Below are 23553 nucleotides of genomic sequence, written 5' to 3' on the forward strand. Positions count from 1 at the left end.
CATCATAGGAAGAAAAAGTAAGAATTGCTAGAAACCAAGAAACGGGGATGGTAGGGATTGCAGATGAAGAAGTTTGGTTTTTTGGCGTTACTGCTGCTTTTGTTGGTGCTGGTTCATCCAGGAACTGGTTATGCCGACTCTGCAGAGACACACATCAATCTAGACGGCAATGATCTTAAGATTTCAAAAGAAGCACAAGTTCAAATTGTAAATGGAAGCGTGATGGTTCCACTTCGCCTCGTTACGGAGCAGCTTGGTTATACCGTGAAATGGGATAATGTGACCAAGACTGCAACCATTGAGCAAAAGGGAACGACATTAAAGCTTATCGTGAATAATGCGATGGCAGAGGCTTCGGGGAAACAGGTAAAACTGGACAACCCTCCTTTTCTCAGTGGCAACACGACCCTCGTTCCTTTGAGATTTGTTGGTGAACAGACAGGAACTACTGTCGGTTGGGATAATGTGACCAAAACGGTATACTTAACTTCTCCAGTACCAGAGATTGGCGGAAGCGAACCAGAAATTACAGTTCCAGACACATCTGTAACCGCACCCTCTGATAATGGATCGAATGGTAACACAACAACTGATGGAAACACCTCGACGGCAGCAGTCACAAATCTTAGCTTCATCGATAACAAGCTCATCATCGCGATGAACGGCAGTGTAACACCAAATGTATTCACAATGACAGATAAAGACCGAATTGTCGTAGATTTACCGAATACCAGCTTTGGCGACAGCTTTCATCAGAACCTTTCTGTCGGAAAAAACCAAAGTGGGCAGTTGACGATTACCGAATATCCTAACGTCTCAACCATTCGTTATTCATTATTCAGTAGTTCTCCCTCTACGATCCGGATCGTGATTGATCTGAACAGTGCGAATAACTACAGTGTAACGAATGCTAACGATGGACTTATTATAGTGGATCTAAATGGGACAAGCACAACGCCTCCTGCAACCACTGTACCTGAAGTACCGGTCACAACGCCTCCACCTTCTACTGGCAACACAGACAAGAAGATAATTGTTATTGATGCAGGACATGGTGGGAAAGATCCTGGCACTGGAAGTAACCGCAAAGAGAAGGATTTCACCTTGCCAACAGCTCTAAAAATTGCAGAATTACTAAAGAAAGAGCCAAATATCGAGGTTGTGCTCACTCGAAGTGATGATACATACCCGACCCTACAGGACAGATCTAACCTCGCCAATAAGGTAAAAGCAGATCTGTTCATCTCTGTTCATGCCAATAGTATCCCTGTGGGCAGTAAGAGCAATCCTAGTGGCACAGAGACTTATTACACACGTAAAGATAGTTTATTATTCGCGCAAACCGTTCATAAATATCTTACTGTTGCTACAGGTCTTCAGGATCGAGGGGTTCGTCAAGCAAATTATCATGTAACAAGAGAAACTAAAATGCCAGCCATTTTATTAGAATGTGGTTACTTAAGTAATACCAAGGACGAAGCATTACTCTTCACGGTAGATGTTCAGAATAGGATAGCCGAAGCAGTAGTTCTAGGGATTAAGGAATATTTAGGTCGATAGAAAAAAGGGGAGCTTCTTAGCCAATTGGCTAAGAAGCTCCCCTTTCTATTTTATTCTTGTTTGTTATTCCAAACACTCATTCTCTCTCTTAGATTAGAGGTGTGTAGCTCTAACTGAATCCCATCTGGATCGAGAAAGTTGACGGTCCAGCCTACTCCCCTTTTAACAGGTCCTCTAATGATTCGTACTTCGTGGGTACGGAGTACCTGTACAGCCTCCTCGAAATGTTCTTCCGCTATACTAAAGGCAATATGGTCTATACCAATTACACTGCCCATTAATTCAGTGTATTCTGGCTTTTCAATGAGGCAAATCCATGCGCTTCCCCATTCCAGATAGGCATCTGTATTCCCTTTGTGTATTAGCTGAAGACCCAAAATACCAGTATAAAAATTCAATGAACGTGATAAATCACTCACATTTACCGTCACATGATTAAATCCTTGGACCTTCATCCCCGTTCATCTCCTCAGACTTCTCAAACCAGAATAGAGACAATTCTCTTGCGTTTCTCTGAATCGGGATCTTGAGTTACTCGCATCTCTTCATCAAAGATCAGTGTAGGACGTTCTTCCAGATTATACTCAGGCCATGATAGCTCAGATGTAGCTGGGTTTCCTCGATGAGCAAAGGCAATCCATGCCGTATGCATACTTTCAGCCAATTTTTGCATCGCCGGTGTAATTTCCGCACCCAAGCGAGTTACATGAGACAGATTGTTAAAAGCATAGACAATTTCCGCACCATGTACAGCTTTATTTAACAATGGATGGCCAGGGACCGTCCCATCAAAACGATACATCCAAACAGGCGCATAGGCCAATTGATTCTCAGCTAAGGATATAGAGGTTCCCCAGAAATATAGATCCGTTAGAATCTCCGCCTGTCCTTCCCATGTAGAAGAATAGTGGCTGGCAACCTCCGCCAGACTTCCAGTTCCCATCATCTGCTCCAGCGCCTTGAGCGATTCATCAAAGTCTGCACCTGGTGTTTCTCCCCTGAAAAATAAATTACCCTCATCTCGATTGGTTCCAATCAACAAAGGAATACCCTGGGCTGATCCTTCTGCCACAGCCTGTGCAGGATCTACAGGAAGCGTATCCCCATCAATGACAGGCTGAAATAACATGCCTATTGAACCACCCGTTAATTTAATGGTCATTCTTGTGGCTGCTTCTATAATTTGTTCCGCTGAGAACGTATTAAGTAGGCTAGTATCTCCATCAGGAGAAATGCCTAGTTCAGTAAGTAATGCTACAGCAATATCTTTTCCTTGCTGATTTGGCAAGGTTTGAGCAGCCCCACTTTGCATGATCGCTCCAGCAAATAATCCCTTTGCAGCAGGCATAGCCAGAAGGGCAGCGATACTCATGCTGCCAGCTGATTCTCCAAATACCGTAACTCGCTGAGGGTCGCCTCCAAAGGCGGCAATATTAAGCTTTACCCATTCCAGCGCGGCAATTTGATCCAGCAAGCCTTGATTAGACGCAAATCCATCACCAAGCGAAGACAGATGCATAAAACCAAACGGTCCCAGTCGATAATTAATCGTCACCAAGATTACATTACCGTTCTTCGCGAAACTAGTGCCATCAAACTGTGGCTGACTTCCAGCACCAGTCACAAATGTACCCCCGTGGATCCAGAACATTACAGGAAGTGCCTCGCCTGGGGATGCAGGTGACCATACATTTAAATATAAACAATCTTCAGAATGACGAGGTGTTAAGCCACCGAAACGCGTACCTCTCGTATCCGCTGGCTGATGGCTAACTGGACCAAATTCAGAAGCATCTCTAATTCCGCTCCAAGCTTCTGGTGGCTGCGGCGCACGAAATCGAAGCTCTCCAACTGGTGGAGCGGCAAAAGGGATTCCACGCCAAACGTTCACGCCATCCTCCTCTCGTCCTTGAAGCTTACCGTAAGAGGTTACTGCTATCGGTCCTACCATTACATTTCACCCTTCCACATTATTCCTTATTCTCTTCAATCTGCTTATACAATCCGGACTGGAACCGGAACCATTGAAAAATATGTGTAAATACAACCTTGAGCACCGCGTAACCAGGAACTGCAAGGATAATGCCAAGAACGCCAAACATTTTGCCGGCAAAAATAATCACAAAAATGATCGTGATCGGATGAATCTTCAGTGTCTTGCCCATAATCTGCGGAGAGATAAACTTTCCTTCAATCAGCTGTACAGCCGTCCAAACGATGATCATCTTCAGCAGCATAAATGGCGAAGTGACCATGGCCACAATTAAGGCTGGTGTAATAGCAATTGCCGGACCCAAATAGGGAACAACTGCTGTACATGCAGCAGCAATGGCAAGGACAAGTGAATACTCCAGACCAATAATCAAGTAGCCAATATAGAGCAGCGCACCAATGCAGCAGCTTACTATAATTTGCCCTCTAATATAGGAAGATACCTGGGCGTTCATCTCCGACATTACCATCCGAGTCTGCGGCTGCAGCGCGGTAGGTACAAATTTCAAAATGTAATCTGGCAATCTTTTTCCATCACGAAGCAAGTAGAATAGAATAAACGGTGTCGTCACCACCGCCAGCACAATCTCCGTAACGGCTCCGACGAAGCTTCCTACACCTGTTAGCGCATTATTCAGAAAAGAAGTGCCCCAAGCCGTAATTTTACTGGTGATTTCACTTAGGTTAGTTCCTATACTATCTTGAACCTGACCAAAGAATTCGCTTCCCGTCAGATTCATAAATCGTTCCTGGATCAAGTCACTATACCTTGGAAAATCGTCAATCAAACCAGATAATTGTGTTCGAAGAATCGGAATCACCATCACCAGAATCAACGTAATAATACCCGCAATTAACAGATAAAGAATGATGATTGCATACACACGTTTCATCCTGAATCTTTTTCCCATCAGGTCTACTAACGGATTCAGCAAATAATAAGCGATACCGGATAGTAACAATGGTGCAGCCACCGTGTGCAGCAATACAGATATAGGCGTAAAAATAAACGGTATCTTTGAGAACACCAGGATAGTTACCCCAGTTAACAATAAAATAAGTAAGGTTACCACAAATTTATTGTTCAGAAAAAACTTCTTAAACTTCCCCGGCCACACCTGCAGCCTCTCCATCGAACCCTCTCCCCCATGCGCCACCTTATATGAAGTGTTATTTTATTCACTTTTTAATAGCATAGTCAACGTTAGGGGCGCAAGTCAAATTTGATATCTGCAATTCTGCCCGCCTTCACAAAACCAATCGATTGATATACTTTGTTAGAATCCGGGTTTTTGGCATCTGCTACGCCATGAATTCTGCAATCGTAGTACTGTATTTTTCAGTCGCAAGCATCATATATGTATGAAAAGTTTCTTCATGTAATTCACAAAAAGATTCCGCAAACAACTGCACCGTTTCTGCATGATCATCCACTGTAAACCTCTTAAACATGTCTATTCCCCCCAGATCTTCCTTTCATTCAATCATAATCCTCTACTAAACAAAAAGAAACGAAGTTGCTTTCCTGAAAAAGACAAAAAAATACCGCCAGCGCATTGACGGTACTTCAATCATTTCTACTTAGATTTCACTTAGCTGCGAACCTTCGATCAGTGGACAGCTATTTTTTCTTCTTCCCTTTAGCTCCCTTGTCATTTGCAGCCATCAGCTGACCATCATATGTATACAGCAGATGATCTTCAAGTCTCTCGCCCTGTAAATGCTTCCGTACTAGCGATTTCGCTGATTTAGGTGTGATCTCTTTGTACCACACACCTTCAGGGTATGCGATCACGACGCAGGAATCTGAACATCTACCATTACAACGGGTTACCGTCGTATGTATAAGACTCTGTGCACCTTGCTTTTCAATCTCATCTTCTATCGCTTCAGCTACCTCTTCACCTTTATGTTTCTTGCAGCTGCTACCATTACATATCAACAAGTGACTTACGGTTCCTTGTAAATTCCAAGTTGTCATGAAATCCCCATTCCTTTCATGCCTAAAATATTCCGTTAGCGGATTATTCTAAACACTATCATAAGAGCCATTATAGTCAATAGAAAGAAAGACTGGTATACTATAACTGAGAATGATTATCATTGAAAAAGGGAGCGATTTCTACCATGCCCATCCAATCCGGCGGGATGCCACATCATTCCCATCCTTTTTATATGCCTGTTAAGATTAGTAGCCTAACAAGTCTTTCCCACTACGCAACCGATAACATCCCAGCTACGAATTCCTGTATTATGTTTGTCTGGGAAGGTAAAGGTCAGCTTGAGATAGATGGCGAACTTCATAGCCTCGAATCCGGAAGCATCATGATCTTTGCTGCAACTTCAAAATTGAAGATAAAGACTGAGCAACAGTTACAGGGGATGTGGATAGAGTACACCAGTATGCCCAACCATAGGCAAGAGCATTATTTTCTAAATGGCAGCCCAGCTTTACACCACGCCTCCACACAATTGATCGCACTGTCTGGTGAGCTTTACAGTGCTTGGATAGAACCCGATGATCGGAAACCGTTTAAGGTCCAGCAATTATTCACTCAATTCATCGTGGATCTTCATCATGAATTGGCTGCAAAAAAGGAGACGTCAGGAAGCTGGATTGAAAATGTGTTTGAATACATAGAAGCTCATTACAACGAAGATATTACTCGGGAGCAGATGGCTACGTTAGCTGGGGTAAGCCCTGAACACTTCTCACGTACCTTTCGTAAAATTATGGGTCAAACTTTCAGCGCTTATATTACACTGTTAAGAATCCGCAGAGCACAGCAGCGAATCCTCACCAGTTCCCCAAATCTAACAACACTGGCGCATGAGGTTGGTTATGAAGAAGGAACTTATCTGAGCCGTAAATTCAAGCAGCTTGTGGGTCTTTCACCTACAGCCTATCAGAATAAGAACAAAAAAATTGTTGCTTTAAACTACAATCACACAGCTATCCTACGGGTACTGGAAATTATGCCTCAACTCGGTGTTTATTCGGATTGGCATCGGAGCTTAGAGCAAGTGCCAGCCTCCAAACAACTTACGATGAACGAAGGTAACTCTTCCCTTCTATTTGATTCGATAGCTTTAGCAGAACCAGATATCATTATCAGCTACAATATTCCTGAGAATAAGATGCTGACTCCAGTTGCTCCGGTCATTGAATTACCCTTTATGCAAATGAGCTGGCGAGAGCAATTTGGTTTGATCGCTGATGTAGTCAACCGGCGACAGCGAGCAGAAGAATGGTTAGGTCATTACGATGGGCTCTGCCATACTGCCAATAAGAAACTGAATCATTCGATAGGATCGGAAAGAGGGACAGCTATCGTTTGGGAGCTTAGTTCCCGAGCAGCTTATTGTTTCAGTAGCAGTTACGGTAGAGGGTGTCAGATTTTGTACGGAGATCTTGGATTCAAGCCACCATCCATCATTATGGAGAACGGAATAATGGATTCAGGGTATCTAGTGTCATCTATTGAGGAAATTGGAACCTATCCTGCAGACTATATTATTATCACTAGCATCCCATCATCTTCTGAGGGAAGAAAACGCCTCTCTCGCCTTCTGCATTCTCGTGATTGGAGGCAGTTAGATGCAGTCCGTAACAATCGGGTATACATCCTGAACCAGGGTGACATGTTCTATGGATTTGATCCGCTGTCTTCTCAAGCACAGCTTAAAGAATTGTTGCATGTGATGACATCATAAATATGCACAAACGAAGATCATATTCGTCCATAGTAAATAATCAGAGAAGATTGTAAAGTTCTTATTGAGAATGATAATCAATTACCATAGGAGGAACAACAAATTGCATAATCTACAAAAGAATACTTCGAAACAGAATCATTGGCTTCTATTTCCCTTCATGCTGACGTTAATTCTAGTCCTATCAGCTTGTGGAAATTCCAATACTACGGTGGAGAATACAGGTGGTACCAGTAATACAACAGCAGCAACACAAGCACCAACCGAAACTAATCAAGAAGCAGAAAGTGCTGAAACCCCTACTGTCAAGACAGTAAGTACCGTAAAAGGTGATGTTGAAATCCCTGTTCATCCTAAACGAATTGTCGCTGAGGAATACTTGGGAAGTCTAATAGCTCTTGATACCATTCCTATCGGAGCTCCAGGCTTGACCTTAGAGAATATGTATTATAAGGAGGCTCTTACCGGTGTTACAGACACAGGGGCGTACGGTAAAATGTCACCTGAAAAAATCATCGCACTAAATCCTGACTTGATTATTTCGGGACAAGCAGAAAGCTATGAAACGCTTAGCAAAATTGCTCCTACCATCATTGTGCCTTACGGGGATTTAAAAGATGCTCATGCAGAATTAACCTATTTCGGAGAACTCCTTGGAAAGGAACAAGAAGCAAAGAATTGGCTTGCAGATTATGACAAACGGATAGCCGAAGCTAAAGCAAAAGTGGACAAGGTCCTCCCGGCAGATGCAACCTTCTCCATCATGGAAGACGGTGGAAAATCCATCTGGGTCTATGGCGATAACTTTGGCCGAGGCGGACAGCCCATCTATCAAGCACTTGGTCGCAAGCCGCCTACAGAAGTAGCAGCGGAGATTATGGAGAAACAATGGGCGGAAATTTCTAAAGAAGCGTTAACTAAGTATGCCGGAGATTATATTATCTTAACCTCAAATAACCTTACAGAAGCTGATTACAAGGCTGATTCATTTTGGGGCAACCTTCCTGCAGTCAAAAATGGACACCTCTATGTTTGGAAAGAAGAACGTTCCTGGTATTATGACCCTATCGCGGTATTAACCCAGACCGAAGAGCTGGCCGATTGGCTAATAAATAATAAATAATGCATGAGAAAAAGGGATGTCCGAAGCCATAGCGGCTAAGCGGACATCCCTTTATTGTTGTACAAAATTCCTACTAAGATAACTTATAAGCATCTAAAGGCGTTTTATCTGTGAGTAGTTTTATCTCACGCTTCAAATTTAACTTATTGTAGGGACTTCAACAACGTGACTATCTCATCCAGCTGCTTGTCCAGCGCATAAGCATCAGAGAGATAATAAGTTTTGAGATCGTAAGTGAACACATGACCCGCCTTAACAGCAGGTAGACTTTGCCAGAAGACACTGTCCAGAATGTCCAGTTTATCCTGCTCCACACCACGGCTGAAGCCTTGGAATATATAATCAGCTTCTTCTAGATACTCGGGCAGCGTTTCGAGAGAAAGGGAAGCCCAGCCTTCCTTAAAGGCTACCTCTTCGACAAGATCAGGTGCATGCAGCCCCAATCCGTTGTATATAATCTCTCCACCACGCCCATATGACGAACCGTATAGATACAGCTCTTTACCGGCAATTTCAAAGATTGCCACCTTTTTATCAGCTGCGATCAGATCGGCCAATTCCGCTTTCTTCGCTTCCAGCTTCTGATTGAAATCCGCCACCCATTTTACAGCCTGCTGCTCCTTGTTCAAGATTTTCCCGATCTCGATCAATCGTTCCTTATAGTCGTATTTGCCCCAAGGAATAAAGACAGTCGGAGCAATCTTGGAGATTTGCTCATAGGTATCTTCCTGATAAGTGATAATCAAATCCGGTTCCAGGCTCGTTATTTTCTCCAGGGACACCGTCATGTCATCACCCACTACTTCTACACCTGTAAGCGCCTCTTTGAAATATGGATGATTCAAGATGTCATTCCCAGCTACGGCAATGGGCGTCACCCCCAGCGTCAGAAGATCACCGATAAAGTCTTGTACCGGAATTACAATTCTTTGTGGATTGCGTGGGATCTGCACCGGACCTTTATCGCTTTCGTATGTCCAGTACTCTGCATCAGCAGCCGGCTCCGTGCTGGCAACTACAGAATCATTAGTGCTTTTAGCCACTTCAGCAGACGTGCTAGCTGGAGCATTCCCCTGATTAGCAGCTTGTCCGCATGCGCTCAACATTAGCACCAGCGTAAGTACAACGGCTATCATACTTGTTTTTCCTAACGATATTACTCTGTACAATGTAAATCCCCCTTGAGACTTTATATTATTGTGATATTGATAATCAATATCATTTAGATCCATGTTTAATATAACGTCTCCGTGGGAAAACATATATACACGCTAATACATCAATTTGGCTATGGACGATTGTCAGCTTAACTTATGGCCGATTAACAAATCTGTCTGTATCTCCAACTGACGTTCGAGTGCAAGCCCTTCGCTGCCCCAAAATTCCTCAAGCTTGAGGTAATATATGCGTTCATTCCTGAATGCTGGAAGATTGCGCCAAACCACACTCTTGCTAATGCGTTTACGTGTTCTCGACATCCAGTCCTCTCGTCCTGATACAACCACAAACATATGGTCAGCCGCGTATATTGGCAATTCCGATAGTGAGATGCATAGATGATCATTCCGCTCCAGAACATCTGACCTTACCTTGTCTGGCGGAGCTAACCCTAGCATTGGATACAGATTGTACACACCTCGGGCTGTATGATTCCAGATATAAATACTGTTATCTTGCCTAATCTCATACACCGCTACCGTTTCACCGGATTCAATTAGTGAGGACAAGCGCTGCTTGGCCAAATCTATTTTCAAATGATAGTGTCTTATCCATGCTTCTGCCCTCTCCTCTTCTCCCAGCAGTCTGCCGAATAAACGAATCTGTTCTAAGCGGTCCATTTCATCACATTCCACCGTAACTAGTGGACCCAACTTTTCCATCCATTTAAGCTGACGGGGGCTCAGATAGGTCGGTGCAATGACTATATCAGCTTCCAGTCCAGACAAGTCCGCTTCCGCCGGACATCCCTGCAACTCAAACGATCGTACATCCGCCAGTTCCGGCTGTAAAAGCAATGAGTAGTTCATCACATCTTTTTCAACCGCGACAGGCTTCACTCCCAGCGCAAGTAAATCCCCGAAAAATTGCAACGCTACAATCCGCTTCGGTTTGGGACGCAAACGGAAATCTGTTGGAGTCATCCCGGTGACTTGCTTGAATTTCCGGCTCAGATATAGTCCATCTGAATAGCCTACTTTTTGAGAAATTTGCTGGATTGTTGCTTGGCTGGACATCAAATATTTTTTCGCTTTATTCACTCTTAAATGAGCTACATATTCGGTGAAGCTCCACCCCGTCTGCTTGCGGAACCATACTGAGAAATAGCGAGGATTAAATCCCATCATTCTAGACATCATCTCTCGCGTAATCTCCTTTTGGATGTTCTGGTGAATATAAGAGAGCATTCTGAAATATGAACTATCCGTAATGTCTGCTTCAGTCTCAGCCTCTACAACCAGTTGATGCAGCTGATGCAGCAAGGATTGAATTCTATCTGCCTGTGCTTCTAAATTATTGGCAGCAACGTCTTCCAATTCGCTGAATAAGCGGGTTATTTTATTCGTCGTACGTACTGGTAAAATCCCATTGACCGGAAAAAATTCACGGCAAAGTCCATAAACCAATTCTTGCTCAGTGCTATTGCTTAGCCCATATACCTCATAGGAGATTGCTAGAACAGAGATAACGGTCTCTAATGGAGCATTAATATGATAAATCGTACCTGCACTTAAAAAAAGAATTTCACCTATTTTAAGAGCTACTGTCTCTCCTTCAATGGTTATTAGAACGGTAGCTTCTTTTGGTGTCAGGAAGAGTGGGGACTGGGCCATCTGGAGATTACTGATGTGACCACCGCCGCATTGGCGTTTCCCAGCCTCTTTTAACATATAAATTCTGTGTACCAGGTTATTATTAGATAGCTTCATTCCTGCTCCCTTCCAGATCATCAGGCTATTAAACCTTGAAATATAAAGAAAGCGCATGAGGCTTCTCTCCGCTCGAAATGGATAAGAAGCCCTATACGCACAACATTAAAATCAAACCTATTCCTTAAGAATTTACCGCTATTAATGGTCGTCAATGACACCAAGCGCCTTATTCTTCTCTTTGAACCGCTCATTGTGAGAAGACACATAAGCAACTTTAGCCGCAGTTGGATCTATGAACAGCTTGGCACTATTAAGCGCCAGAACTGCATCCGTGAAAGCACCGGCAATTAAACGTACCTTACTTGTATAATCCACAAAGTCACCAGCTGCAAATATGCCTGGGAGATTGGTCTCCAGCTTATCAGATACATTCGCACACCATTCGCCCATATCAAGGCCCCACTCTTTTAACGGACCAAAATCGCTCTTAAGACCATGGTTTACGATCACTGCATCCACTTCAAATTGCTCTGATTCACCTGTCTCTATGTGGTTGATCGTCACCTGATCTATCGTTTCCCCATTACTGCTGTGTAATTGGCTTACTGCATAGGGCACGCGGACATTGACCGAAGATTCCTTCATCCGCACAATATTTTTCTCATGACCTCCAAACTGTTCACGACGGTGCACAATCGTTACACTTGCTGCAATGGACTCCAGTTCATTTGCCCAATCTACTGCAGAGTCTCCTCCGCCGGAGATCAGCACTCTTTTGCCACGGAATGGCTCTAGCTCCTGAACGGTATAATGAAGATTCGTCACCTCATAGCGATCCGCACCTTCGATTTCGAGCTTAGCCATTTGTAGGATTCCGTAGCCAATTGCCAGAATAACGGTTCGTGTCCAGTGTTGTTCCCCGGTAGACGAGGTTAAGATATATGTCCCGTCTTCCTGTCTCTCTTGATTCATGATTTGCTGTCCCAGCACAATGGTGGGTTCAAAGGTCTGCGCCTGCTCCTTGAGCTGCCCGATCAGCTGATGACAGAGAGTCGGCGTTACTCCGCCTACGTCCCAGATCATTTTTTCAGGATAAATAAGCATTCTTCCTCCGAGCTCATCCTTCGCTTCAATCAACTTCGTCTTGAGGTCTCTCATTCCACTATAAAAAGCTGTATACATCCCAGCAGGTCCGCCGCCAATAATCGTTACATCGTATAATTCCAGTTGATTGTTCATTATGTCCCTCCAAAAGTATATTCTATTGATGCCCTTAGCTTCTTACGCTCCAAATTGTGCCTCATGTAGTCGACTGTATATTCCGGTAGTCTGTAACAGTTCTTCATGTCTGCCTTGTTCAGCGATACCACCTTCCGCAACAACAACAATACGGTCGGCATTCTTGATCGTTGCCAATCGATGAGCAATAACAAGCGTCGTACGACCTTGTGACAACTCTGCAAGTGCTTCCTGAATTGCGGACTCCGTCTCGGTATCCAACGCCGATGTGGCTTCGTCTAGAATGAGAATCGTTGGATTCTTCAGGAACATCCGGGCAATGGACAGCCGCTGCTTCTGACCTCCAGAGAGCTTAACGCCCCGCTCCCCGATCATAGTATCCAGTCCAGCAGGCTGGGATTTGATCAGCTCTTCCAATTGGGCGCGCCGTGCTGCCTCCCAGATTTCTTCATCGGAGGCACCCAACCGCCCGTAAGCGATATTCTCACGGATGGTTCCGTCAAACAGAAATACATCTTGCTGTACAATCCCGATGTGTGAACGAAGAGATTCAAGCTTCATGGAACGAATATCAATTCCATCAATGCTAATGTTACCCTCACTTACATCATAGAAGCGAGGTAGTAGACTGCAAAGCGTTGTCTTACCCGCACCAGATGGACCGACCAGAGCAACGGTCTCTCCTGCTTGAATCGATAGATTCACATTTTGGAGTACGTTCTCTTTATCGCTGTAGGCGAAAGCCACATCATGGAAGGTTATATTCCCCTTAAGATCATGAACTGTCTTAGCGTCAATCGCATCATCAACATCCGGCTCCGTCTCCAGCAGTTCGAGATAACGTTTGAAACCTGCAATGCCTTTGGGATAGGTCTCAATGACCGAGTTAATCTGTTGTAATGGTCCTAAAAATACATTGGACAACATCACAAAAGCAATAAATTCACCGTAGGTCATTTGCTTCTGGATTACAAAATATGTTCCGCATACGAGAACAAATAACGAGACCAGTTTCATGAGAACAAAGCTAAAGGATGAATTCCAAGCCATAATTCGATAGGTCATCAGCTTCGTTATACGGAAGCGTTCGTTATTGACCGCAAAACGGGAAATTTCATGATTCTCATTAGCAAAAGCTTGCACAACGCGGATCCCGCTTACATTGTTCTCCACGCGTGCGTTATAGTCAGCAATGTCCGCGAACATGATGTGGAAGGCTTTAGACATTTTCCGGCTGAAGTACATGGATAAATAAATCATAAGCGGAACGATTACAAACGTCAGAATAGCTAATTGCCAATTGATACTGAGCATAATGCCGAACACACCGAGCAGCGTCATTACTGCTATAAAGAGATCCTCTGGCCCGTGGTGGGCAATCTCACCGATGTCCATCAAATCATTTGTCATCCGGGATACTAGGTGGCCGGTCTTGTTGTTGTCAAAGAAATTGAAAGATAACTTCTGAACTCGGTCAAAAAGCTTTTTTCTCATATCCGATTCGATATTAATCCCCAGCTTATGCCCCCAGTAAGTGACGACAAAATGCATAAAGGCACTGACAATATATATCCCCAGCAAGCCGAGGCATGAATAGAGTATCCATCTCCAATTGCCGCTTGGCAGCAGATCATCTACTACCCGGTTAACGGCTAACGGAAAGACCAGTTCAAGTAGTGCAGCAGCAATAGCACAAGAAAAATCAAGAATAAACAATCCCTTATAGGGCCTATAGTAAGTAAAAAAACGACGCAACATGTTAATAATTCGCTCCTTCTGGTGAGAGATCAGCCTACTTTCATCAAGATTTCGTACGGGCTAACAAATACAAAAAGTATGGTGCTCCAATTACAGCTACAACGATACCCGTAGGAATCTCAGACGGCTGAAGGATCCAGCGTCCAATGGTATCCGCTGTAATAACGAGTAGTGACCCAAGCAGTGCCGAAGTTGGAAGCATGAGTTGATGCTTAGGCCCAACTAACCGTCTCGCCAAATGGGGTCCGACCAATCCCACAAAACCAATTCCACCGCTGACAGCGACACTCGCTGCTGCTAATCCTACCGCAGCCGCAAGAAGCCGAAATTGTTCCTTCGTTACTGCGGCACCAAGTCCCACAGCGGTCTGCTCCCCTAGATTCAGTACGTTCATCACCCTTGCCTTATAGATGACATAAGGCACCAGAATAAGAATCCACGGTAGGAGTGAAAGTACAAACTTCCAGCTTGTTCCCCAAATGCTGCCTGCTAGCCAAGTAGCGACGAATTGGTATTTTTCTGGATCAAGCCTTAGCGTAAGCACGATCATAGCTGCACTCATCCCAGCTGCGACAGCTACACCAGTCAACAGTAGACGCATAGGCGATATTCCTTGGTGCCGTTTATAAGCTAGAGCATAGATTAAGGCAGCTGTAAGCCCCGCACCGACGAACGCTACCATTGGCAGCAGATACACTGGAGCCGCGGTTGCCGTAGGGTAAAAAGAGATCAACAGCATAACCATAATTCCTGCACCAGCATTAATCCCTAAGATACCAGGGTCCGCCAACGCATTACGAAAGACGCCCTGCATCACAGCACCGGATACAGCCAGACCTGCCCCAATTAGAACGGAAATCACAATACGTGGCAGCCGAAACTGAAACAAGATTAACTCCTGCTTGTCGGTTCCTTTACCGAACAATGTATTAATCAACTCCATAGGAGTCAAACGTATGTAACCTGTATTCATACTAATAATAAAAGCAATCACAATTAGTACAGCCAACGAAATCATGATAATTGAGCCCCGTTTGTTTTTGGCGGCTTCGAAGGAACCGAATGTCGTCTTTTCCATCATTACAGCTCCCTCCTTTCTTTACGTGCAAGATAAAGGAAGAATGGTACACCAATCAGTGCAATAATAGCGCCAAGTGGCGTTTCATTAGGTGGATTAATCATCCGCGCAGTTAAATCTGCAAATACAGCAAGTAGACTGCCGAGGATCGCTGAACAAGGAATAATCCATCTGTAATCAACACCCACAAAAAATCGTGTCAAATGCGGAATAATTAGTCCAATGAAACCAACTGCACCAACTACTGCAACCGATGATCCAGCCAAAATCAATACGATTAATGCACCTGCCAACTTCACAAGCCCTGTACGCTGACCTAGACCTTTCGCAACATCGTCACCTAAACTGAGCATCGTGATCGATCGAGAGATTACCATTGCACCAATTAAAGCGGCCCCTATCCAAGGGAACATGATTTTGAGTTGGATCCATTTCGTTCCAGCCACACCTCCCGCGTACCAGAAGGCTAAATCTTGACCGATGTGAAAATATAAAGCTACCCCTTCACTCAACGCAGACAAAAGTGCACTAAAAGCAGCACCGGCCAGCACCAAACGAGCAGGAGTTAATCCGCCCTTAGCAAGTGATCCTATTCCGTATACGACACCCGCGCCTACGCCGGCACCCACGAAAGAATATAGAATCAAATACATAAACGATAAATTTGGAAAAAAAGCAAAACATAGTGCAAGCGCAAATCCTGCGCCTGAGTTGATACCCATCAGACCTGAATCAGCCAATGGATTTCGCGTCATCCCTTGCATAATGGCACCTGCAACTGCAAAGCTAGCCCCTATCATTGCTCCGCCAAGTACACGAGGTAATCTTAATTCTCTAATAATCTGATGATCCATGATCTCCGGATCAAAGTGAAACACAGCTGACCATACCACAGACAGCTTAATATCTGCTGCACCGAAGGAGACGGAAACAGCGATTCCTAATAATAATAGCGCCAGACCGCCGACCAAGATTAATGTTGCCGCCCAAGGACGTGAACGAAATTCTCGTTTAACTGCCCCTTTATCGGCCCCTATCCTGGTAGTTATCTGTTGATTCATGAATGCCACCCTATTTCTGTGAAATTGATTCTCATTATCATTAGACTATTGTAAATTACATTTCCTAGGTTTGGCAATAGATAGATTTAATTGGTACCATTTAATTTATTGCATTGACAGAAATTCTAAGCTTTGATACAGTTCAAATTGAAAATGATGTTGATAATGATTCTCATTATTATCATTCGGTACATATACTTAGGGAGGTTTACCATGCTAAAAAGAAAGACCCTTTTCCCCATCCTGGCACTCGTAATGTTATTGTCTGTATTTGTGACGGCTTGCGGGGGAAACAACAAGGCTTCATCTAATACACCAACAGCGACAACTGAAGCAACAACAGCCCCGAGTGCAGAGGCAACAGCTGTTCCTGATGCTTCCGCTGCCGAAATGCGCAGCTATGAAACTACTAAAGGTACTGTTCAAATCCCAGTTAAACCTCAGCGGATCGTTACAGATTATTATGGTGGGGAATTACTCTCCGTTGGAGCTAACGTCATTGGCGTTGAACCTAGTACTTTTGATAACCCCTTCTTGAAAGACCTGCTCAAAAACACACAAGATGTTGGTGCTCCAGTCAATGCTGAGAAAGCACTAGAACTTGCACCTGATCTAATTGTAGTTATGTACGATGACAACTATGATGCTTTATCCAAAATCGCTCCAACCATTCATATTCCATACGGAACTGCTACGAACATCTATGAAACCGTAAAACTGTTTGGAGATATTGTAGGAGCACCTGATAAAGCTGAGCAATTCATTGCTGACTTTGAGAAAAAGGCTGCTGAAGGCCGCGAAAAGCTTAAAGGTATCGTGAATGAAAATGATACATTCGGAATTTATGAGCTGACTGACAAAGGTGAGCTATGGACCTTCGGTAACAATGCGGGCCGTGGTGGACAAGCCCTATATAATGCACTTAAGCTGAAAATGCCTACTAAGAACAGCAATGACAACCAAACACTGCAGCTATCCATGGAGCTGTTGCCAGAATATGCAGCGGATTACATGTTCCTAACTACTTATGATCCTGATAAAAAAGATGATAAGCTGAAAGAGCTGAAGGAATCACCCGTTTGGAACGGACTTGCTGCTGCGAAGAACGACCATCTGTTCTACAACGATTTTGATACTTTTTATCGCTATGATCCTATTGCCATTACCGCACAAATCGATCTGTTCGTTGATATGATTCTTGAGCGCAACGGTAAGAAATAAGAATAGACACATAAAGAAACACCCCACTTATTAGGCATCGCCTAAAGTGGGGTGTTTTGGTTATACATAAGAAGTTTCTATTAAATTTATATCATCTAGTATATTCATTATACTCATCAGTGTTATTTAATTTTTTGTACATATACTCATCATTTTTAAGCTTATAGAGCTGCCCCATCCCCGCAAATACGAAAAACAGCACCAAAATTAATCCATACGCATAGGTGAATTCACCAATATAAAAGCAAGTGACTATCGCAACAAGGATCAAGATCATTAATGCGACTGCAATTCTGGAAAAAATCTTTTTCAAATGGAATCCCCCCATGATTTTATTTGTTAATATTATCATAATTGGAATTAAATTTACATCTTGTATTATTCGTTGTGGGAACATCAAGCAGTCCGATATGAGCCAGCATATTGCGAGTGTATAATTTGGTGTATATACGATAAAAAAGGACTTGAAATAAAAGAAACGCTCCGCCTACCAACAAACAAAACCACATCGGCTCCAGAGCTGTAGACATTTCAACTCTGGAAGAACTAACAACATAAAAAGAAGACAATGCAATACCTAATGCATACGGGAGAAAAAACAGCACTTTTAAAGGGCCGCCTATAATGCGAGCCACGTCCTTAGAAGTAATTCCAATCTTATTCAGCTTCCTGAATTTGATCCTCTCACGCTCTAAATCGGTCTGAATACTGAAATGCAGCACTATCCCGGAGGCGCCGAAAAATATTAAACCAACAAATGAAATTACGAAGATTCCAAATCGGCCAGACTCCTGTAACTGTAGATAGTCACTTATTCTAGACTTCGTAGAGAATACGAGGGCCTCTTGCCGCTCATTGCCATACCAGGACTCTGTATTGTCTTTGTTATATTTGGCTAAAGCGGCATTTAACTTAGCATCTATATCCGCAGTTTTTTTCCAATCCTTAAAATTCAAGAGCTGAAGGTTACCGATCGCTTTTTTATTTTCCGCTTTCAGCACCATATAATCCTCTTCGTTAACAATGACATGAAGACCATTCATAAGATTCGGCACAGGATTAAATAGCATTTTAAATATAAGTCCTTGTGAGTACAACGTATGATTTCCGGAAGAAAGCTTCATTTCGAAGCTGGGCATCTCTGGTCTTTGATTCTTCCATTCTTCTCCTCGAGCAACTAAGGCAAGATTAAGAAAGTGATCTTTCTCCACATGATAATCAGTGCCGATTAATGCATTGATGTTATGGTCCAGAAATATTTTGAAATTAAACAAGTCGATATACTCCAGCTTTTGGTGTGAAAGCAGCGGCGTGGCGCCATGATCCATGATCTCGCTTAGTATTTTTGGTGAGATACTATTTTTTCCAAATACTTCTGAATAGGCAATATCATAAGGGTTGTTTTTTACAGGAATATTCTCAGCATCCCAGGTAATATAAAAGATAATACCGCTTAGAGAAATTGTTATGAAGACGAGGAAGGTGATAAGAGAAAGCACTATTTTGGATCGACCAAGGGTATAGTTCAAATCGGAGCTAAACATTAAATGCTTATGATAAGCTTTCGTAGATCGCGAAAAGATGAGTTTCATCCAGTCACCAAGACCTGACAGCAGCAAATAGACACCCACCATACTTACTCCCAGATTGATTAACATCATACGGGCATCATCAGGACTGTAATGAGTAATCATATCATAAACGGAGATCCCCAGTAATACGACTCCGATGATCCCTGTGATTTTACCATGAAGAAGGCTACGTTCTGCGGCTCTGGATTCTTTTAGAAGGTGTACAATGTTGTATCTCAGCGTTAATATTAATTGGATTCCAATCACAGCTATGTAAATAATCCCGAAGAATTTAATGGTATACAGATAACTTTCCAGCGTAAGTGAAAAAGAACTGCCCCCTATATTAACAAACAACGAGATGATGAAGAAGAAAAGACCGGAGAAGACCGTCCCTGCACCTAAACCCGTGAGAATCGAAGCTAATGCAATCAAGCTATTTTCTAACAAAATAATTTTACGGATATTGTGGCTCGTCATTCCAAGAACCATTAACAGCCCAAAGTCGCTTTTTCTAAATTTCAAAAAGGCCATTTGCGCATATACAATAAATAGAACAGCAAATACTCTCATCACCAAAAAAGGAGCATATAAATTACCGGACACCATTCCATTCACTTGATAGGGGTCATTAAAATCAGGGTTGGTATACAGGGAGTAAAAGGCGAAAAAGACCATAATCGTAAAGCTGCTGCATAGGAAAAATAACAAATACCTTCTAAGGTTCGCCTTAAAAATCTGAATAGCCATTCTCCTAAAGGTCATCTTCTCCCCCTCCAATGAAGGCCAGACTCTCCAGAATCCTATCAAAAAATGCTCTCCGTTCTTTATTGTCCCTAGTAATCTCTAATAGAGCCTTCCCATCCTTGATAAAGAGCACGCGATTACAATAGCTGGCCGCAAAAGGATCATGTGTGACCATCACAATCGTTGCTCCTTTCAGAGCATTCAGTTTGGCGAAGGTCCTCATTACTATACTTGAGGATTTGGAATCCAAATTCCCCGTCGGCTCATCCGCAAAGATCACCTCCGGATCATTAATAATCGCTCTGCTAATCGCCGCTCGTTGTTGCTGTCCTCCTGAAACCATATACGGATATTTATCCTTCACCTCGTCCAGATCAAAGAGTAATAACGTCTCATCTGTCTTGGTATTGATATCGTCTACCTCTTGGTCATCCAGAACCATGGGCACCATTATATTTTCCCGTAGGGTCAGGCTATCCAGCAGATTGTAATCTTGAAAAACGAACCCCATTCGCTGCCGGCGAAACAGTGCAAGCTCGTTCTTAGACATCTCGCTTATACTAGTCTCTGCAATCCGGACTACCCCACTATATTCCGTGTCGATCCCGCTAAGGATGTTCAGCAGCGTCGTTTTACCACTCCCCGAAGGCCCCATAATCGCTACAAGCTCTCCGCTATCCACACTCAGGCTTATGCCGTTTAGCGCCCGAAACACATTCATTTTACCCTTGCCTTTATATTCTTTTGAGAGATTATCTACCTCTAGAATAGGCATGCTCGCACCGTCCCCTTCATAGCTTGGCGGATTAACATTAAATGGAATTATGTTATTCCTGTAAATACTATAAAACTAAGTGAAGAGAACGGTTGTTAGATTGCTCACAAAACAAGAAAACTTGATTCCTCCTCTATCATTTCCGCTCTCGCAAGAAACAAAGACAAACAAAACCAGTAAAAGCAAGTCCTCCGATAGCTGCCAGTGAGAAGGAAAACGCCCTTACATAATCCGATAAATCTGCTTCCAAAAGAGAATGTTTCAACGAAGTGGAGAACAAAATACCGATTAGAGCCACCCCTAACGAGTTTGCTAAATACATAAATGTAGTGATCAGACCTGATCCTGTGCCCGTAATCCTTGCTGGTACTGAACTGAGCGTGACGTTGACTAATGGTGTAGTAGCCATGCCGAGACCGAAGCCATATATCAATAATATTAAAATATTTCGTGCGCCCAGCAGATGCGTCGCATCCACATTTAGCTCCCATATAAGCAATAAACTAGAGCATCCCATCATCAACGCTCCTATTTTAAGTACACTCATCCCCCATCTTCTGACCATTCGAGACGATATCAGGGAAGTCAGAAAAAAACCTATACCTATAGCCAAAAAAACCAAACTTGTATCTTGAACATTATAGTGCAAGCCAAATTGCATATAGTAGCTTAAAACAAAAAAAAAGGAGAACATGCCTAGATAAAGGACAAGCACGGTCGCCAGACCTACACTAAATGTTCGATGTCTGAAAATAGACAAATCGACTAATGGACAATTCCCCTGCTTTCCTTTCCGATTTTCAACCCAGATAAAAGTAAACAACACGAATAAAGCTATAATTAGACAGCCTGAGATCCACAAGGGCCACCCTTGTTTTTGTCCCTCAGATAACGGATAGATCAGCAGAAACAAACTGATCAGCAGTAGGAAGCTTCCCGTCCAATCAATATTGTGCGTCTGCTCGGCTCTTGTTTCAGGAACAATCGGCATTAACAGCAGGACGAGAAGTCCGAAGGGCACATTGAAAAAAAATACCGTCCGCCAACCGAGATCGAACGGATTCCAATTCACAATAGTGCCTCCGAGAATGAATCCGAAAGCGAATCCAATGCCAATCATTGCACCATAAATACCGAAAACAAGCCCTTTTTCCTTTGGCAGAAAGCTGACCTGAAGTGTAGACAAAACCTGAGGCTGGATAAGCGCAGCTGCCATACCTTGTACGATGCGAATAACAATCAGAAGTGTCGGATCTGAGGTCAAACCACCCAACACCGCCATAATCGTAAATCCACTCACTCCGATAATCAGCATTCGTTTTCTGCCGTATATATCCCCAAGCTTTCCACTAATGATCAACGCCACAGCTAATCCTAGCGAAAATCCGGTGACGATAAGCTGTGCTTCAGAGAAGCTCGCATTCAAGCGATTTTGCATTAATGGAAGGGCGACTTGAATCATATAAGTATTCAATGAAATGAGTAATGTTGGAAGTAAAATAACCCAAAGCGCATACCAACGTCGCGAATCAACTTCTTGCATTGTATGACCACCTCTTCATGAAATCTATGATAATGATTATCAATTATAATAGTCTTTTTCTCTACCTGTTAAGGGAGGTTTACTCCTTGATAAGGGAGCAAACACAAAAAAACCTCAAACAGGCAGAATATAGTGTTCGATTCCGAACCCTATGTCCTACTGCATGAAGCCATCTGTAAGTACAAATCCTTCTAGATCCTATTTCGCTCCAAAGTCTGTTGTTCGATACGTTTTAAGTACTCGCTTGGATTGCAGCCGTAGTGCTTACGGAAGGTTGTCGTGAAATTGCTGACATTACTATATCCGACCGAAACGGCTGTTTTTCCTATATTCAAACCTTCTACCTCCATGTACCAAAGTGCCTTCTCCATCCGCTTTATACGAACAAGCTCGAAGATCGTCATGCCAAATAACTCACGGAAACCCTTTTTTAACTTGTATTCATTGATGCCTACCCGCTTGGCTAACTCACGTATGGACAGCGGTTGTTCGAAATGGATTTGCACCAACTCATGTACCCGCTTTAGATTTATAATATCATCATGCCGGAACGTCATACTCCCGCTCTTAGAGCCGTAACCATCGGACTCCCCAAATAAAGCGATAAATTCAAGCGCTTTGCTCTCCATATATAATCGTCTCAATGTTCCATGATAAGTACAATGGATCATTTCAAAGACACATTTTCGAATCGCCGCAGTGTCAGGATAACGGTCAATATTTCCATGATGATGTTTAAGCCAGGTCTCCATCTGTTGTTTCTCCGCTAGATCTCCGGCATAATACAGCAGTTCGCTAGGAGCTAGCCGTATTTCTAACAATTGATTGGAGACACCAGCTTTTTTCTCTTCATACACCTGAACATCCTCTAAAAAAAGAACATTGCCTGTTTGTTTCTCCGTGTGACTTTCCTTGCCGTTCCATTCGCAATAGATTTCTCCACTCACGTTATAGCTTAGTTCGAATAACGGACAAGCTTCCTGAATGTAGAGCTTCATATCTTGTACGTAAGTTATATCCGTATACATGATCTCCATACCTGGACGAATCCGCGTACGTGTAATGCTTCCCTGACCGATATGCGAGGGTATGGTAAGACGTTGTTCCCACTGGTTGTGCTCAACATGCCCTTCTATCCGCTCTGTAAATTGTTCAAAAAGATCATGAATCTCCAAATTCAATATTTTTAAAGCCATCGAAAGCCTCTCCTTCTTCGCCAATACAATTAAAGCCATTCACAACTCAAATGATAATCGTTATCATTTGGAGGTGTCAACATGGAATAATCTATAGGAATTTTA

The 23553-nt window shown here is 43.2% G+C and carries 20 protein-coding genes; 4 read left to right on the plus strand and 16 right to left on the minus strand.

What is annotated here, in order from left to right; genetic code table 11:
* Positions 1-63: 63 nt before the first annotated feature.
* Positions 64-1560, plus strand: coding sequence for an N-acetylmuramoyl-L-alanine amidase family protein (locus MKY19_RS21405; RefSeq protein ID WP_339797517.1), 1497 nt, complete (start codon positions 64-66; stop codon positions 1558-1560).
* 50 nt (positions 1561-1610) lie between these two features.
* On the opposite strand, the gene MKY19_RS21410 is transcribed toward MKY19_RS21405, so the two are convergent.
* From MKY19_RS21410 to MKY19_RS21430, 5 genes are all read right to left on the minus strand, one after another.
* Positions 1611-2015: a VOC family protein gene (locus MKY19_RS21410; RefSeq protein WP_339242789.1), complete on the minus strand. Its 405-nt coding sequence runs from the start codon at positions 2013-2015 to the stop codon at positions 1611-1613.
* 23 nt (positions 2016-2038) lie between these two features.
* Positions 2039-3511 (minus strand): carboxylesterase/lipase family protein, encoded by a 1473-nt coding sequence (locus tag MKY19_RS21415; protein WP_339797519.1) that lies wholly within the window; start codon positions 3509-3511, stop codon positions 2039-2041.
* 19 nt (positions 3512-3530) lie between these two features.
* Complete coding sequence (locus MKY19_RS21420) at positions 3531-4685, minus strand: AI-2E family transporter (RefSeq protein WP_042190319.1); 1155 nt, start codon at positions 4683-4685, stop codon at positions 3531-3533.
* 169 nt (positions 4686-4854) lie between these two features.
* On the minus strand, positions 4855-5004 hold the full coding sequence (locus tag MKY19_RS21425) for a hypothetical protein (RefSeq protein ID WP_339797522.1): 150 nt from the start codon (positions 5002-5004) through the stop codon (positions 4855-4857).
* A 169-nt stretch (positions 5005-5173) separates the two neighbouring features.
* Positions 5174-5533: a (2Fe-2S) ferredoxin domain-containing protein gene (locus MKY19_RS21430; protein WP_042190321.1), complete on the minus strand. Its 360-nt coding sequence runs from the start codon at positions 5531-5533 to the stop codon at positions 5174-5176.
* A 122-nt stretch (positions 5534-5655) separates the two neighbouring features.
* Between MKY19_RS21430 and MKY19_RS21435 the strand changes: the two genes are divergently transcribed.
* Positions 5656-7266, plus strand: coding sequence for an AraC family transcriptional regulator (locus MKY19_RS21435; RefSeq protein ID WP_339797525.1), 1611 nt, complete (start codon positions 5656-5658; stop codon positions 7264-7266).
* 103 nt (positions 7267-7369) lie between these two features.
* Positions 7370-8389: an ABC transporter substrate-binding protein gene (locus MKY19_RS21440; RefSeq protein ID WP_339266244.1), complete on the plus strand. Its 1020-nt coding sequence runs from the start codon at positions 7370-7372 to the stop codon at positions 8387-8389.
* Positions 8390-8532: 143 nt separating this feature from the next.
* Here the strand turns inward: MKY19_RS21440 and MKY19_RS21445 are convergent, their stop codons facing one another.
* The 6 genes from MKY19_RS21445 to MKY19_RS21470 all read right to left on the minus strand — a co-directional run bounded on the left by MKY19_RS21445 (position 8533) and on the right by MKY19_RS21470 (position 16395).
* Positions 8533-9558, minus strand: coding sequence for an iron-hydroxamate ABC transporter substrate-binding protein (locus MKY19_RS21445; RefSeq protein WP_339266245.1), 1026 nt, complete (start codon positions 9556-9558; stop codon positions 8533-8535).
* 132 nt (positions 9559-9690) lie between these two features.
* Positions 9691-11316, minus strand: coding sequence for an AraC family transcriptional regulator (locus MKY19_RS21450; protein ID WP_339797527.1), 1626 nt, complete (start codon positions 11314-11316; stop codon positions 9691-9693).
* A gap of 141 nt (positions 11317-11457) precedes the next feature.
* Positions 11458-12498, minus strand: coding sequence for an NAD(P)/FAD-dependent oxidoreductase (locus MKY19_RS21455; RefSeq protein ID WP_339797530.1), 1041 nt, complete (start codon positions 12496-12498; stop codon positions 11458-11460).
* A 42-nt stretch (positions 12499-12540) separates the two neighbouring features.
* Positions 12541-14256, minus strand: a complete 1716-nt coding sequence (locus tag MKY19_RS21460) for an ABC transporter ATP-binding protein (RefSeq protein ID WP_339797531.1) — start codon at positions 14254-14256, stop codon at positions 12541-12543.
* A 43-nt stretch (positions 14257-14299) separates the two neighbouring features.
* A complete protein-coding gene (locus MKY19_RS21465) occupies positions 14300-15337 on the minus strand; it encodes an iron ABC transporter permease (RefSeq protein WP_339797533.1) in 1038 nt (345 codons plus the stop codon).
* Positions 15337-16395 (minus strand): iron ABC transporter permease, encoded by a 1059-nt coding sequence (locus MKY19_RS21470; protein ID WP_339797536.1) that lies wholly within the window; start codon positions 16393-16395, stop codon positions 15337-15339. The genes MKY19_RS21465 and MKY19_RS21470 overlap by 1 nt, the downstream gene beginning before the upstream one ends.
* Positions 16396-16608: 213 nt before the next feature.
* Here MKY19_RS21470 and MKY19_RS21475 point away from each other — a divergent pair, with 213 nt between their 5' ends.
* Positions 16609-17616 (plus strand): ABC transporter substrate-binding protein, encoded by a 1008-nt coding sequence (locus MKY19_RS21475; RefSeq protein ID WP_339797538.1) that lies wholly within the window; start codon positions 16609-16611, stop codon positions 17614-17616.
* 91 nt (positions 17617-17707) lie between these two features.
* On the opposite strand, the gene MKY19_RS21480 is transcribed toward MKY19_RS21475, so the two are convergent.
* The 5 genes from MKY19_RS21480 to MKY19_RS21500 form a co-directional block, all read right to left on the minus strand.
* On the minus strand, positions 17708-17929 hold the full coding sequence (locus MKY19_RS21480; protein ID WP_339266252.1) for a hypothetical protein: 222 nt from the start codon (positions 17927-17929) through the stop codon (positions 17708-17710).
* 19 nt (positions 17930-17948) lie between these two features.
* Complete coding sequence (locus tag MKY19_RS21485) at positions 17949-19952, minus strand: ABC transporter permease (RefSeq protein WP_339797541.1); 2004 nt, start codon at positions 19950-19952, stop codon at positions 17949-17951.
* Entirely contained in the window at positions 19942-20709 is a 768-nt protein-coding gene (locus MKY19_RS21490) for an ABC transporter ATP-binding protein (protein ID WP_339797544.1), read from the minus strand. The genes MKY19_RS21485 and MKY19_RS21490 overlap by 11 nt, the downstream gene beginning before the upstream one ends.
* Before the next feature lie 136 nt (positions 20710-20845).
* Positions 20846-22252 (minus strand): MFS transporter, encoded by a 1407-nt coding sequence (locus MKY19_RS21495; RefSeq protein WP_339797547.1) that lies wholly within the window; start codon positions 22250-22252, stop codon positions 20846-20848.
* A gap of 191 nt (positions 22253-22443) precedes the next feature.
* On the minus strand, positions 22444-23448 hold the full coding sequence (locus tag MKY19_RS21500; RefSeq protein WP_339797551.1) for an AraC family transcriptional regulator: 1005 nt from the start codon (positions 23446-23448) through the stop codon (positions 22444-22446).
* Positions 23449-23553 lie beyond the last annotated feature (105 nt).

Source organism: Paenibacillus sp. FSL R5-0744, from assembly GCF_037972555.1.
In the GTDB taxonomy this organism is placed as follows: domain Bacteria; phylum Bacillota; class Bacilli; order Paenibacillales; family Paenibacillaceae; genus Paenibacillus_AQ.